The following is a 15,211-nucleotide window of genomic DNA, read 5'->3' as shown; positions in this document are numbered from 1 at the left end:
TGGAGAATTATTGCAGGCTTGTCCGTTCGAAGGACGGGCTTGTTTGGCGTGCGCACTCAGTATGTAAAATCCTTATTTTCCTCAAATTAACAGCGAAGATAGTCTTCATTATTCCATGCAGAATCCCCTATTGAGAAAATCAATGAAATGGCTGAATCAATAACTGTATAGTGTATTGCCGAAAGAATCATAAATCTTAAGCTGTTATAAGTCGATAAAATAACTAGGGCTTATAAATACATAGGTTTTTATATCAGAACATCCTTAGTAGTCCACTTAAGCCCATGCGTAGAAGCCGTATCTAAAATACTAATTCGTTACAGGAGGCAGGTTGTGGATAGGAGAAAAGGCAGCAGGTTCTTAGTTGTAATTATGCTGATTAATTTATTTGCTTTTAATCTGGGTGGGGGAACTGTAAAGGCAGCTTCCGTATATTATGTGTCTACGACGGGGAATGACATCACTGGAACCGGTACACTCTCAAATCCATGGAAAACCATACAAAAGGCAGCAGATACCATGATAGCTGGAGATACTTGTATCATACGAGGTGGGACATACCGGGAAACGGTAACGCTTCATACTTCCGGAACTTCTGCAAATCCCATAAACTTTAAGGCTTATACAGGAGAGACCGTAATAGTATCCGGTGCCGATCCGGTTACTGGCTGGGTAAATTACTCCGGCTCTATCTACTATGCGTCCATGACAGGTTCTCTTGGAACAAAAGATCAGATATTTGTTAATAAGCAAATGCAATTTGAAGCCAGATGGCCCAATTCAGCAACACTTGATCCCTTAAATTCAACATTTGCAACAGTCGATTCCGGTTCCACCACAACTATCAATGATGGAGATTTAACTCAAGCAGCAGGATACTGGGTTGGCAAAACGGTTTGGCTTGTTCCGGGAACAGGCTACAAATCTTATAAAAGCACCATCACCAGCTCAAGTGCCGGCTCCATTACCTTTGATAAAGTGGCTACTGCAGCGGCAGCCGATAACAGTTATTATATTACCGGTAATCTTAAAGATCTTGACAGTGCGGGAGAATGGTATTATGACAGCGGTACCGGCAGGCTTTATTTATGGGCCCCTGGTGGAGTTAATCCGAATACTCTGACAGTTGAAGCAAAGAAGCGGACTTATGCATTTGATGTAAGCTCCCGCTCTTACATAAATATTAGCGGAATTAATATTTTTGCCTCCAGCATTAAAATGTCTGATTCTAATTATTGTAAAGTTTCTAATATGACTGCGGAATATGTCAGTCATGATTCGGAGGTTACCAGCCAATACAGCACAGGGATATTTATGTCCGGTACCAATAATGAGCTTAGAAACAGTACTTTGACCTACAGTTCCGGTAATCTGGTGAGTATACAGGGAACAGGAAATAAGGTGATTAATAATCTTATTCATGAAGCAGATTATTCGGCTGCGGATATTCCGGCAATCTATTTACTGGGGGAAAACCATCTAATCAGTCATAATACGGTATATAACTCCGGGCGTCATCTGATATTTATGCCTACCCAAAACAGCCGGATACAATATAACAATCTGTACAATGCAGGAAAGCTGACAAAAGACTGCGGAATACTCTATGATTTTGCCTGGGATGGGCAGGGGACGGTAATTCATCATAATTACATCCATGATAATCTGGCCAAAAATTATTCCGGCACTGGCATCTATCTGGATAACGGCAGTAAGGGCTATATTGTGCATCACAATGTTGTATGGGGCAACTATACAGGGATAAGATTGAACACACCGAGTAATTTTAACCTGATCTATAACAATACCACCTACAGTAACGGTAATGTGGGATATTGGGGAAGCAGTTTTCAATCAGATATGTACGGGGACAGAATTTTTAACAATATCTTTACTACGGCCTTTACACTGCCTGGCACTCATATAGAGGGAAATAATATTACCTCAGGAACCGGTCCGTTATTTGTGAATCCCGGCGCATCTAATTTCAGGCTGCAGTCTACTTCTCCCGCTATTAATGCAGGGGTTGTAATCCCTGGAATTACGGATGGTTATGTTGGTAAGGCGCCTGATATTGGAGCATATGAGTACGGGGGAACTGACTGGACTGCCGGGCATAATTTTTCTTCACCTCCGGACCCGGTTTTTGAGAGTGTCAGCGCACTTTTTGTTAATAACGTAAGGCAATCTGATTTCGAGAAAGGGATCATCTCACCCTGGGCAACAACATATTCAGGAACGGCTGCAAGTGTAGCGGTACCTAGAAGCGGCTCTAAGAGCGTTAGACTGGGAACTGGGGAGGATGGTATCAAGCAGGTACTTACGGGGTTAAGTCCTAATACCAGCTATGTATGTACCGCATGGGTTAAGGCAGACACAGGAGAGCAGATTCAGATTGGTGTTAATGACTTTGGAGGAAAAGATATATCTGCAACATCTGCCAGTACATCCTGGACAATGGTTAGCATTCCTTTTACAACCGGAGCAGGTGCTACCAGTGCAACAGTGTTTGCTTACAAGAAGTCCGGTACAGCATATGTTTATGTGGATGATTTTGGGGTAGTTGAACAATAAAATATTTTACTGGTTTTCATGGTTGACAGCATTGGCAGAAAGGCAGTCTCAAAAAGTTGCTGCTACATGTCTTGATTTCTGTCCTGCTGTTTCCCGGCCTTGTTACCGGGGGTGTTGCGTTTGGAAATCAGTGTGCCCAAGAGGTCCGGTCCAGAACAGTCAAAATGGGGCCGGACCCAAGGGTCGCCTGAGGAAGCAAGAGGAAGCAAGCGGATGAAATATGAAAAATACGCAGACGATATAATAAAAAATTATTGGATGGTTGACAGATCCTGCGAGTTCATGATATGATCTATCTTGTGCTTGAGAAATTGGTTGAACGTTTATAAGCGCCACGGGGCCATAGCTCAGCTGGGAGAGCGCATCGCTGGCAGCGATGAGGTCAGGGGTTCGATCCCCCTTGGCTCCACCAGACATCATAAGGACTCTTAGCTCAGTTGGTAGAGCAGTAGACTCTTAATCTATTTGTCCAGGGTTCGAGCCCCTGAGAGTCCATCATAGTAAAACGGCAGAGATGCCGTTTTTTTGTTGTTTTGGAGAGCGGAAAACGGGATTACAGAACCTATCTGGACTATAACAAAGTATTGAGATGCTAACGCGCAAACCCTGAACCCCAGCAACCAACTAGCCACCCGCAAATCCCTGCTTCAGATTAACCATTGCTCCCTGGATTCCTGCTGCTTACTGTTACGGACCCCACAGGCCTTATTTTCTCTGATTGGTATATTTAGGAGGGTTAACGGACCGTGTTGCACTTATCCCCCGTCATCAGGCAATCTTTCACACAAAAATCAGCAAATAACTGCATCTGAGTCCGTAAGATAGACGGAACAGCGTTGATAAAGGAAATAAGGACTCCACGGTCCGTATGCTTCTGACAATATGGCTCCACATTACATATAAGTAACGCGGCCTTCGTGACTGAGCTTTTGTGTATCAGATTTACCTATATCCTTCAGCATTCGCCGGCTTACCGGCATCTATGACCTCGACCATGTAACGCCAGCAATCCGGTCGCGAGCCATCGAGATCCGTAAACCTGTAAACTTGCGCAAGCTCTCCGCTTGAAAGGGATCGTCCATTCCACCGGGATAGCCCCGGATCATGAGCAAGGGCAGCAACGGCCCGGCCCACATAACGGGGGGACTCCGAGATGATGAAATGGGGTTCCTTAGCCGCAGCATTCTGCCAATTGTCTTCATGTACTCCATAATGATCGAGCATCATTTCCGAACGAATCCAGCCAGGCGTGAGCGCCACCGCTGTACACCCATAAGGTTGAACCTCCTGGGCAAGAGCCCATGCCATGCGAATAACGGAGGTTTTAGCCTGATCATAGAACATGGATACCCTGTAATTTTTATTGTTATATTCAGTTATTCCATCCGTCATTTCTACAATCAAACCATTCTTATTTTTTATCAGGAGAGGCAGCGCAAAATGGCTTGTAATGAGATGTGTATCTATAGCGAGCCGCAGCATATGCAGACCATTTTCAAGTGAGTGCTTCCATAGAGGGACGTTCCATTCAATCATCTTTTCACCCCCCCATATATCATTCACGAGAATATCAAGCCGGCCCTGCTCCTGCTCAATACGATTCACTAATTTCTCTACCTGGGCAGGGTCCAAATGGTCGACTTGAACTGGGATTCCGTGGCCGCCAGCCCTGGTGACAAGCTCGGCCGTTTCTTCTATTGTTTCAGGACGATCGTATTCGGAACGATGGGCTAGAGTTGATCTTCCTGTCACATAAACCGTCGCGCCGGATGCTCCTAACTCAACGGCGATACCACGGCCGGCTCCTCTTGTAGCCCCGGCTACTAAAGCGATTTTTCCTTGTAAATCCGTCATTTCGGTTATACCTCCTTTGTGGAATATAACTCCATTATAGATTGTAATGACGACATCTCTTGTCATATATAAAGGATACTCAGCAAAGCAATACAATCTGCCCGAAATCAAACCGCTAACCGGACGCACCTTCCGTATTTTCGTAAATATTCATAACCACCTGCTGGATCGGCAGTTCCTTGACCGAAATGTCGGTGAACCGGTGCCTTCTGGAGATGTCTTCGATAAAATCGCTGATGGAAATATGCGCCGTATCCACTTCAAGCGTAATTTGTAAGTCAGACTGCCGCTCGATGACCTTGGTGTAGGCATTGTCGAAGTTGGTCTTGTGCACAGACTCCGCAAAAGTAAAGCTGACCCGTTTCTTCTCTCCCAGAAAAAGCTTCAGCCGCTGAAGCGAATCATCAAAAACCTTGTCCCCGTGGTTAATGACAATGACCCGGTGTGCAAGCTCCTCCACATCCTCAAGATCATGGGTGGTCAGAATACAGGTCATATTCTGCTTCTTGTTCATCTGGTGAATGAATTCGCGGATTTTGACCTTGGCGATCACATCAAGCCCGATCGTCGGCTCATCCAAAAACAATACGTCCGGCCGGTGCAGCATAGCCATGACGAATTCACATTTCATGCGTTCGCCAAGGGACAGCACGCGTGTTGGTTTTTCGATCACATGCGCAATATCCAGCAGCTCTGTCAGCTCTTCAAGCCGGCTTTTATAGTCCTGGTTGGCGATTCCGTAGATGGCCTTGTTCATATTGAAACTGTCGATAGGGGGAATATCCCAGATCAATTGGGATTTCTGGCCGAATACGGCTCCGATTTTACCGACATAACGTTTCCTGTCCCGGGCAGGCGAATAACCAAGAACTTGAATTTCTCCGCTTGTGGGGTACAGTGCGCCGCAGAGCATTTTGATCGCCGTTGATTTTCCCGCCCCATTGGGGCCCAGAATGCCGCAGATTTCCCCCTGCCCAATGGCAAAGCTGATATCGTTGACGGCGTGGACCACGACTTCTTCGCGCTGAAAGAAGCTCTTGATGGTCTGACCCATACCTGCGCCCCGCTTATAGGTTTTATAGGTCTTGGTCAAATGCTTCACATCAATAACCGGCATCATCCGCCGACCCCCTCGTACAATCTGATCATATGCCGGTATACCCATACTCCCGCCGCCAGAAATAAAAAGCAGGGCAGAACAGCAGCGAAATCGCTGGCGTGCGCCCGGCCGAGAAGGGCGGAAGCAGGGAAGAAGCCTACCATTCCCACAGGAATGATCATCGTCGCCAAAGCCTGAACAGCCTTAGGAAATATGGGCAGCGGATATTTTCCAATGTGAAGCACACTGTCGGAAAGCTCGGAAATTCTCGAGTTGCCGACCCATTTGAAGGACATAGCCGCCATCATTAGAGATAATCCTGCCAGGACCGCCGTCCCCGCGATAAACATTCCCGCAAATTGAAGCCAGTAAAGAGCCGGAATTGCGCCTACATGCATAACGGAAAATAGGAATAGCGAAACACCGCCCAGAAAGAGGCCAATACTATCGGTAGAAAATGTAGTGGCAACAATAAAAAACAGCGGATTCAGCGGTTTCATTAGAACAACCTCGAAGCTTCCCTCACGGACGTGCGACATGGTAGTCCACAGAACGCCGCCGAAGATAAGGCTCGAAAGGCCGCTGGACATGGTGAATACAGACTGGATCAACAACACCTCAAACAAGCTCCAGCCGGGAAAGCTGGTGCCCGCCCGGTAAATCAGCAGGGTCACCAGCGGAAACAGAATGTTGCCGATTAGCGTGATCAGACTGCTGGTGATGAAATTCATACGATAGGCCGCAGCCGACTGGAAAGCGGAATACATGCACTGCCTGTAAATATCCAGATACCGTTTCATGTAAAAGAACTGTCCTTTCATGGGGTCATTCATGCGCCGACAGCGGTAAATTGCTTCATGGCCAGACGGCGGACAAGCTCGTTAATTGCGAACGTAACCAACAAGGCCACCGCCTGCAAGCCCACAGCTTGCTGAGTGGAAAGCTCAATGCCTCCAAGGGAGTAATGGCCGGTAAAAACCATTGCAGGCATGTAGGCCATGTACTGAAACGGCAGGAAGAACTGGATTACCTGAAGCCAGTGCGGAAAAAAATCAAGCGGAATAAGCGCACCCGAAAAAATACCCGACACCAATATAAATGCGCTTCGTATTCCATCTGACTGGACAAGCCAAAATGAAGTCAGGCCAATCATGTAGTTCACATAAAAAATCATCAGAAAGGTCAGCAGCACCGACAGAAACGTCCATGGAAGGCTTGCCGGCATCATATCGACTCTAAAAATAAAAATGAAGATCAAAAGGCAGGGCAAAAATTCAAACAGGAAACCTAGAGACCGATGTCCGATTTTCTGAAACAAGGCGAAAGAACGGTGATGGATCGGGCGCAAATGAAAGGTAAGAAATTTACCGGTGCGTACAAGCATGGACAGGTTCCAATCGGCAAAATCCATGACCAGGTAACTGATAAGCGCGGTAGCGCCGAAGTACCGGATCATCTGAGGGAGCTCGATACCGCCGAGCGAAGAATGCTCTCCATAAACCGCCGTCCAGATAAAATATTGCACCATAAAATATACAGGACCGACGATGATGGACACCATGGAATGAGTGCGGTACGCACTCCACTCTTTGTAGGTCACATCCGCCACCGTGCGGCAGACAAGCCATTTGCGTCTAAGGCTGTTCATCAGGTGAGTCCTGACCAAATGATGTTGGTTACATTATACAAGCCCTCCGCGTACCAATTATCACCTACAAAAGGCACAAACCATACGGCAGCGAGCTGTTCCGTAGGGTCAATAACCATGGAGCAGGCTCCTGCGCCTTCATGACAATAGGTAGTTGGGGAGTAAAGGAATCCGGAGCCTCTTCTCATATCGAGTCCTATTCCATAGCTCCGGTCGCTGTTATCGGCTCCCCAGCAGTGATCGGGAACCCCGTACAGGGTGCGGGTCGTAATTTTCTCAACCGTTTTGCGGCCAAGAACACGGGTACCGTCCAGCGTTCCCATGCCCAGGAGCATGTTGGCGAATCGGATGAGGTCAGCCGGTGTAGATGCGAGGCCTCCTCCGGTCTTGGAAACCGTATCCCACAGCTTCTCCATCTGCGAGACCTCCGGCTGATTGCCATTGATGATAGCGTTCAGGCGCGTTTCATGTCTCTCGTTTCTAATAATGGTGCGTTTGGCCAATTCGGGAGTCAGCTCAAAAGCCGAGTCCTTCATGCCAAGAGGCTTCAGGATTTGCTCTTCTATGTACTGCTCAGCGGTTACACCAGTCACTTTTTTAATGATTTCTCCTAGCAGGCAGAAGCCAAATGAGCAATATTGCCATTCTTCGCCCACTTTTTTGTTCACCCCGCCGCTCAGCGCGGCTTTGATCCAGTCCGCTTCACCGTCCTCAGGGGTATATCTTTCAAAATACTCATCAATGATCTGCCAATAAGATTTATGATACGGATTCATAAGATCCGCACAGTCGGGAAACAGGCCCGAGGTATGAGTCAGAAGGCTGTAAATGTCGATTTTATCAAATGGGGCCACATTTAACGGCTCCAGGATAGTTCCGACAGGGGTGTCGAACCGGAGAATCCCGTCCTGGGCAAGCTTGGCCATCGCTACTGAGGCAACGGCTTTGGTAATGGACGCAATGCTATAGACAGTTGTTGGCAAAAGCGGCTCCGCCCGGTCTTCCCGGAAAGAAAGCGATCCGACAGCACCATGCATAAACGTCTTTCCATACCTTGAAACGCAGTAAGATGCGCCCTGGATCTTTTTTTCTTCGATCAGCTTCTGGAAATGGGCATTCAACACCTCGATTCTTGAAGTGTCGTAGCCTACCTCTGCCGGTGAACAGTCGGTAACGCCTGAAGTATGCAGCATAACCTATAAGCCTCCTTATAAATATTTGCGCCGTGCAAGAATAATCACTCAATAAAAGCGCTCTCAAAAGGAATCGCCTTTCGGTCCAGCATGTAAGGTAATTGCTGCCGGCGCAATTACCTATAAGTATATTTCCAGACATTGGATGTTACAATGGCAAGTTTGTTTTATAACCAAACTTGCCCGAGCGGCAGTTGCGTTTGTTTATTTGCTGCCGGCTTCCCATCTTAGATTCCAGTGATAATACTGATCCAATTCCTGGTGTCCGCTGAAATATTCTACGAGCCTCTCCACGCTGAGTGTCTCATCATTCTGATTGCGGATCATGGCGATGGCACACATGCCTTTATTGTTGTTATGCTCATCCAGCCGGACCTCGATCTCCGGTCCACCCTGCTGCTTGATGGTTACAACAGCGTCAGCCTCCGACCAGTTCGTAATTCCCTCATAGATAAAAGCAAAGATAACAATTCTGCTAATTTCGGACAGATAATGACCATTAATCCGCAAATTCTCGCCTGTGGCTATGGAGCCGGTGCGGTCATCCCCGTCAAGGGAGATGTAAGGCGGCCTATTCAAGCTCCCGAAGGATTCGCCGAGTGCCTGGACAGAACCTTTAATGCCATTTTTTAATTCAAACAGACACCCCAGATCAAGGTCGACGCCTTTACTTCCGAACCAGCCCGCTGATTTTTTTTGATACCAGTTGAGGTTGATCAGTATCTCGCCCAAGGAATCGGTTCCTTTCTGGAGTCTGATTATCTCCCCGTGGTTCTTAAGCAAGATGGTATTGAGATTTAGAGGAGGGGCTGGAGGTGATGCTGGTGAAGAGGGGGGCAAATTGTCCGTCTTAGGCCTTGACCGCAGCTCTGGTAGGGGAAAGGGGGACTGCTTCGATTGAATTACTGGGCTTGCGGGTTGAACTGACGGCAGTATGTCAGTAACCTGTATTCCATAACTTTTGCATAAGGCGGCTAAGCCTCCGGCATACCCGGAACCCACAGCGCTGAATTTCCATTCATTATCGTATCTATAGATTTCCCCGGCGACAACGGCGGTCTCTACAGAAAAAGCTTTACCTAACCTGTAGCGGATCAGTTCCGTTCCATCGGCAGCGTTGATAATCCGCAAATACGCGTCGTCCAGCAGCGAGAAGTTTTGTAGCCGTTTTTCAGCTTCATAAATCGTTAGTGCAAATGCAATCCGTTCGTAGTCTGCAGGAACTTGCCGGAGCTCAACGGCGATTTGCGTATTGTCGGTTAACCCCGCGTAGGCTCTTTTATCGGATAATACAGCTACGGATTGGTCTGCAGTAGAAGGGTTGCCGTAAAAAATAAGGTCCTCATCTTTAGAGACAGTCTGGGCCGGCGTAAGCAAAAAAGCCGAAAAATCAACCTCAACCTCAGATCTGGTATGATGCCAGCCCATTCCTACTATAATACGGGTAAGATGAGGCTCGTCCTTCGTTAAATTGCATTTTTGTCCCTTAATCAGATCCATTGTCATAAGAATCAGCCTTTCAAAAAGATTATTACCATCTGCCGCGTCTTCCGGCGTCAAGATTCGGACCGTTCAGACCGGATAGCTTGTCCAAGGTTTGTTCGTAAATACGCACAATATCCTGCACCTTTTGGAACTCCGGATCTGAGGGACCCAGATTGTCCATGAACATACGCTGCAGGATTTCTTTATAAAATGAAATGCGGCTTCCGATAAGCCCGCACTCGTAATCAATGACCTCTTCAACCGTGTGCTGCTGGACAAATTCCATCAAGTCATCCGCGGGGTTATCGTGTGACTCCCGCTCATTGCGTGCGGCAATTGGAGTGTTAACATTATCGAGGTTAACGGTAGAACGTATATTGGATAAGATAATACCTTCTTTGGCCAGCATTACCTGAAAAGGCTTATGCTTGAACAGCTCTTGCACAACAAGAGCGCACATTGTCTGATCCCTCAGCAGCATGCCGTCAAAAGGGTGAAGGACCCATCCCCTGTCATCCCGATACAGGTTGAACGTGAAAAATTCACCTCCATATTCATATTTCAGATTGATAGCAGTCTCTGAAGTAAGCTCATACTGAAATGCATCCATCATTCTAGCTGCGCCTCCTGTTTCTTCGTTCTTTGTGATTTTTATTAGCATAGCAGAATATGGGGAATCTTGGGAGGAAATATTTTTCGAAGTAAGCCGTCATTCTCTTCATTATTTATGGCAAAAAGAATGTTGATCGTTCACTTCTGATCAGTCTCATCTCATTGGTATTAACTGTAAATCGAACCCGTCCGGGTCCAGTACATAAAAGAACCGCAGAAGGGGATTCGACGCGATCGGTTTGCGCTATCGGGGTGTCATGCTTTTCAAATTCCCTATGGCCTCTCAGAAGCAGCTTTGTTCATGACGGCCGCGAATAAAGCAGCCGCCCTCCCGCTGCCCTCGGATATAAAGTTATCCTTATCGGTACGGTCAAAGCCCATCCATACGGCGGCAGTCCAATCGGGAGTGTAACCGGTAAACCAGAGATCCCTGTTGGCCTTGGCGTCGACACCAGGCAGACCCGCTTGGGTTGTGCCGGTCTTCCCAGCTACCGGAACAGCTAACCGCGCTTTTTTTCCAGTCCCTTCATCAACCACACTGCGGAGCATCAGCGTCATGCTCTCCGCTGTGCGCCTTGAAATAACCTGGCGGGGTTTGGCATCATGCTTGTAGATAACTCTTCCCTGGGAATTTGTGATGCTCCGCACAGTATGGGCCTTGTTAAATACCCCACCGTTGGCAAACACGCTGTAAGCCTGGGCCATTTTTAAGGGAGACACACCTTGATGAAGCCCTCCGAGCGCGATGGACAGATTATTGTCCTCCTTCGGCAGTTCTAGCCCGAGCTTGGCGGCAAATTGACGCGCTTCTGAGATTCCGATCTGCTTCAGCAGCCATACAGCGGGCGAGTTGATCGACTCTCGGAGTGCCGTATTCATTTTAACCTGTCCCCGGTAAACATTGTTCAAATTATCCGGGCTGTAATTCCCATATGTCTGCTTGCGGTCCAGCAGCATGCTGTCCGGCGAAAAACGGCCGGTTTCCAACGCTGGACCGTAAGCAATAATCGGCTTAAACGCTGATCCTGGCTGACGCGCGTCAATGATGGCCCGGTTGAGGCTGCCCGTACCTTCATTCCGGCCTCCGATCAGGGCCGCAACCTCACCGTTATGCTGGTTGATAATCACCATAGCTGCTTCCACTTGCCGGGTCGCGCTGTCAGGTGGAAAGAGCGCCGGATTACGAAAGGTATTTTCCAGCGCCTTCTGCACACCGGCGTTCATGGCTGTTGTGATTGTGTAGCCCCCCGTTTTCAGTTCCTCCAGCGTTTTTCCGGTCAGGAGGGATGCCTCTTTCAGTGTGGCATCAATATAGGATTTTCCTATTCCTCCGGCTACAACAGTCTCTTCCGGCAAATAGTACTCTTGACGTGCTGCCAGCATCCGCTCTTTCTCGGTAATCAGCCCATTCTGCTGCATGATCTGCAGCACGAGCTTTTTCCTTCCCTCGAAATCCTTATTATTTTCAGCGGGATGATAAATGGAGGGACCTTTGGGGATTGCTGCCAGTGAGGCGATTTGTCCGATGTCCAGCTCTTTCAGATCCGATACGCCGAAATAGAATTCGGCTGCGGCCTTGACCCCATATTGTCCTTGGCCCATATAAATTTGGTTGAGGTAGAGCAGCAGGATTTCCCGTTTCGACAACCGCTTCTCCAATGCCAGGGCAATGGAGGCTTCGTTTAGCTTGCGCAGCAAATTTTTATCCCGGGTAAGATACAAATTTCGGGCCAACTGCTGAGTGATGCTGCTGCCACCCTGTGAAATTCTGAGCCCTAACGTATTATTCACAGTCGCACGGAGAATCCCTTTATAGTCGACGCCCCGATGGCTATAGAACCGGCGATCTTCCACAGCCAGGAAAGTATCGAGTAGCAGCTCCGGCATTTCGTCCATTCGTGCCAAAGTGCGGTATCCTGATTCGGGCAGCGAAATTCTGCGAAGCACGGTCCCGTCAGAGCCGATAATCACGCTGGACTCCGGAAGAATCAGTTTCTCGGGGTGACGATTGATTATGGCGTTTCCATATATATGTACGTACGATAACCCCACCAGCAAAACGAGGAAGGCTATTACCGCTATATCAAAGCCCGTATATACCATCCGCAGCAGCTTACGCCCGAAAGGGCCATGTTGTCCCTTCATGGTTGCGCCATCAGGTTCTCCAGGAACCGTTCCATGCCCGCTGCTTCGCGTTTGGCCTCCTCGACTTGCTGCTGCATTCCGATTTCCCGCTCCAGACCTTCCAGCAAGTGCAACAGCGCTCGTACCCTTAAGATCAGCGCCATGATATCTTCACTGCCTGGCGGCACTTCTGATTGATCGGCAGCTTCCAGAACCGCTTCATCAGCGGTCTTGGTTCTCTTCACCCGGTTTATCTTCAGCAAGTTGTCGGCCAACTGGCCGAGTTCCCCGCGTGACAACACCGTAAGCTCATGGAACGGGACATTTGCTGTTATTGCCTCCGATGCCCGCAGCAGCATGGTTAGATCATCGGACAGCTTCTGTGAACGTATCAAAAAAATACTGGTAAACAGTATGACGAACAGCAGAAGCTCCATAGGCGTTCGGCCAATATGATTAATCATCCAGTGATGTAGCCGCACAAGAAAGGTGACGGAATCCGGAGTGTGCCGTGTATAAAAGAAGGCTGCGGCCGACCGCACCACAAATACCATTCCCCCGCTAAGCAGCAGGCTTCCTCCGCAGATGTAGAGATATTCGTTACGCACCGTGTTCCATTTTCTCAAGAAAATTCCCTCCCGGTATCCGGGCATTAGCTGCCCCTGTGAAACTAAAGAATACCTGAGAAATCTTAAGAATAACTCCACAAGTTCTAAAGATTCTCTAAAGAAAATTTAAGGCACAACCGGAAAACGGGTGATAAAATCAGTGCGGGTTTGATCGCTCCGGGCGTAAATCCGCCCCTGGTGGCGTTCAACAATGCTTTTTGCGATGGCAAGTCCCAGCCCGGAACCCCCGGTATGGCGGGAACGGGAGCGCTCTGCCCGATAGAAGCGTTCAAAGATATGCGGGAGATCGCTTTCCTCGATCATCTCGCCGAAATTGCTGATCCGCACGACCGCTTCAGAATCCTCGTGGGTAAGCACAATCTCCAGTTTTTTTCCGTCTCGGCCGTAGCGGATAGCGTTGGTAATCAAATTTTCATAGGCGCGAAGCAGTTCATAGGGAGCTCCCTGAATCCACAAATCATCCGTATGATCCTCGAACTCATAAACCATGCCCGCCTGGGCAAGCTCCGGAACCGACTCTTCCACTAGCTGCCTAATGAATGCTTTCAAATCCAGACGTTCCGCCACAAGTGGCAGACCTCCGCTGTTAACCCGGGTATATTCAAACAGATCATCAATCAGCTTCCGCAGAACCAGCGTTTTTTGATAGGCTATAGCGACATAATAGCGGATCTCTCCCTCTTCGCGGCAGCGATCCTGCTCAATGTAATCCAGGTAACCCAGAATCGAGGTCAACGGAGTGCGCAAATCATGTGAGACCCCGATAATCAGGTCATTTTTGGCCTGCTCCGCTTTTCGTTCTTCCAGCAGGGAATGCTGCAACCGTTCGGACATGATGTTAATATTCTCAGCCAGCACGCCAAGCTCATCGTTAGTTCTAACTTCAATAGGACGAAGCTCCCCAAGTTTTGTAATCTGCTGAATGCCTTGCGTAATTTCTTCGAGATAGGAAACGATTTTGCGTGTGAACAAAAAAAAGAACCCTAGAAAACTGATGATTCCGGCGGTAAACATAACTGGAACCGACCCGATATGATTGATAATCCACCGCAAAATAAGGGGAAAAGTCGATGATGACGGAGTTGGGTTTAGATACACCAAAAAGTTTACTAATTGGTAACCTCCCCGCAGTATTAAGGCTCCAGACATAATGCTCAGGATAAATGCCCATATGAATTTCCAGCGAATAGTGCTTATATATTTTGCGTTCAACATATCATCTCCCAGGGCGCTTAGGAAAGCCCATCCAATTTGTAACCGACACCCCACACGGTTTGTATGTATCGTGGATGTTTCGGATCAGTCTCGATTTTCTCGCGGATATTGCGGATATGTACCATAACCGTGCTTCCCCCATCAAGAAAAGGCTCGTTCCAGATATTCCGGTAAATCTGCTCCATGCCAAGCACCTGTCCCTGATGCCGCATCAGCAGTTCCAGAATCGAAAATTCCCTGGGCGTCAGCTTCACCTTTCGGTCACCAACGCTAACCTCGTGCTTCAAGGTGTCAATGGCCAAATCATCAAAGACCAATTCATTATCATTGATTCTTGCAGGTATGTCTTTGTTGAACCGGTGATAGCGGCGCAGTTGTGATTTAGCCCGGGCTACAAGCTCTAGCGGATTAAATGGCTTGCCGACGTAATCATCTGCACCTAGACTGAGTCCGGTGATTTTATCCATGTCGGAATTTCTAGCGGACAGCATAATAATTGGCATGTTCCGCTCTTCACGGATTTTCATGCAGGCGGCGAAACCATCCATATGGGGCATCATCACATCCATAATGATGAGATCTACCATTTCATCTTTCAAATGTTCCAGTGCCTCCAGTCCGTCAGAGGCTTTTAGCAGCCGGTACCCTTCATTGCAAAAATAAATTTCCAGCAGGTCAACAATTTCCCGTTCATCATCCACCAGCAGTATCGTTTCTTGTTTCACAGTCAGTAATCCTTTCGTAATCCAGCATATGGAAACCTATCATTATCATATAT

Annotated in this window: 12 protein-coding genes and 2 tRNA genes; 3 read left to right on the top strand and 11 right to left on the bottom strand. The window is 48.0% G+C overall.

What is annotated here, in order from left to right:
* Positions 1–372: 372 nt before the first annotated feature.
* From B212_RS0116330 to B212_RS0116315, 3 genes are all read left to right on the top strand, one after another.
* Positions 373–2,574, top strand: coding sequence for a right-handed parallel beta-helix repeat-containing protein (locus tag B212_RS0116330; protein WP_442950115.1), 2,202 nt, complete (start codon positions 373–375; stop codon positions 2,572–2,574).
* A 336-nt stretch (positions 2,575–2,910) separates the two neighbouring features.
* Positions 2,911–2,986 (top strand) — tRNA-Ala (locus B212_RS0116320).
* A gap of 10 nt (positions 2,987–2,996) precedes the next feature.
* A tRNA-Lys gene (locus B212_RS0116315) sits at positions 2,997–3,069 on the top strand.
* Between the two features lie 447 nt (positions 3,070–3,516).
* On the opposite strand, the gene B212_RS0116310 is transcribed toward B212_RS0116315, so the two are convergent.
* From B212_RS0116310 to B212_RS0116260, 11 genes are all read right to left on the bottom strand, one after another.
* Entirely contained in the window at positions 3,517–4,428 is a 912-nt protein-coding gene (locus B212_RS0116310) for an SDR family oxidoreductase (RefSeq protein ID WP_019911993.1), read from the bottom strand.
* Positions 4,429–4,543: 115 nt separating this feature from the next.
* Entirely contained in the window at positions 4,544–5,548 is a 1,005-nt protein-coding gene (locus B212_RS0116305; protein WP_019911992.1) for an ABC transporter ATP-binding protein, read from the bottom strand.
* Positions 5,545–6,327 (bottom strand): ABC transporter permease, encoded by a 783-nt coding sequence (locus tag B212_RS0116300; RefSeq protein WP_028530884.1) that lies wholly within the window; start codon positions 6,325–6,327, stop codon positions 5,545–5,547. The genes B212_RS0116305 and B212_RS0116300 overlap by 4 nt, the downstream gene beginning before the upstream one ends.
* A gap of 29 nt (positions 6,328–6,356) precedes the next feature.
* Positions 6,357–7,175: an ABC transporter permease gene (locus tag B212_RS0116295; RefSeq protein WP_019911990.1), complete on the bottom strand. Its 819-nt coding sequence runs from the start codon at positions 7,173–7,175 to the stop codon at positions 6,357–6,359.
* On the bottom strand, positions 7,175–8,368 hold the full coding sequence (locus B212_RS0116290; protein ID WP_019911989.1) for a serine hydrolase domain-containing protein: 1,194 nt from the start codon (positions 8,366–8,368) through the stop codon (positions 7,175–7,177). Before B212_RS0116290 ends, B212_RS0116295 begins: the two co-directional genes overlap by 1 nt.
* 204 nt (positions 8,369–8,572) lie before the next feature.
* Positions 8,573–9,874, bottom strand: a complete 1,302-nt coding sequence (locus B212_RS0116285; protein ID WP_019911988.1) for a TerD family protein — start codon at positions 9,872–9,874, stop codon at positions 8,573–8,575.
* A 25-nt stretch (positions 9,875–9,899) separates the two neighbouring features.
* Positions 9,900–10,466, bottom strand: a complete 567-nt coding sequence (locus B212_RS31650) for a hypothetical protein (RefSeq protein ID WP_019911987.1) — start codon at positions 10,464–10,466, stop codon at positions 9,900–9,902.
* A gap of 272 nt (positions 10,467–10,738) precedes the next feature.
* Positions 10,739–12,610, bottom strand: coding sequence for a transglycosylase domain-containing protein (locus B212_RS0116275; protein ID WP_019911986.1), 1,872 nt, complete (start codon positions 12,608–12,610; stop codon positions 10,739–10,741).
* Positions 12,607–13,215: a hypothetical protein gene (locus B212_RS0116270; RefSeq protein WP_156830150.1), complete on the bottom strand. Its 609-nt coding sequence runs from the start codon at positions 13,213–13,215 to the stop codon at positions 12,607–12,609. Before B212_RS0116270 ends, B212_RS0116275 begins: the two co-directional genes overlap by 4 nt.
* 108 nt (positions 13,216–13,323) lie before the next feature.
* The gene (locus tag B212_RS0116265) at positions 13,324–14,190 is read right to left on the bottom strand and encodes a sensor histidine kinase (protein WP_232231485.1); all 867 of its coding nucleotides are present in this window, start codon (positions 14,188–14,190) and stop codon (positions 13,324–13,326) included.
* A gap of 260 nt (positions 14,191–14,450) precedes the next feature.
* The gene (locus tag B212_RS0116260) at positions 14,451–15,158 is read right to left on the bottom strand and encodes a response regulator transcription factor (protein ID WP_019911983.1); all 708 of its coding nucleotides are present in this window, start codon (positions 15,156–15,158) and stop codon (positions 14,451–14,453) included.
* Positions 15,159–15,211: the final 53 nt, after the last annotated feature.

It is taken from the genome of Paenibacillus sp. HW567, assembly GCF_000374185.1.
GTDB lineage: Bacteria > Bacillota > Bacilli > Paenibacillales > Paenibacillaceae > Paenibacillus_AQ.
The sequence above is the reverse complement of the archived record's forward strand: the minus strand, read 5'-3'. Positions and strand labels throughout refer to the sequence as shown.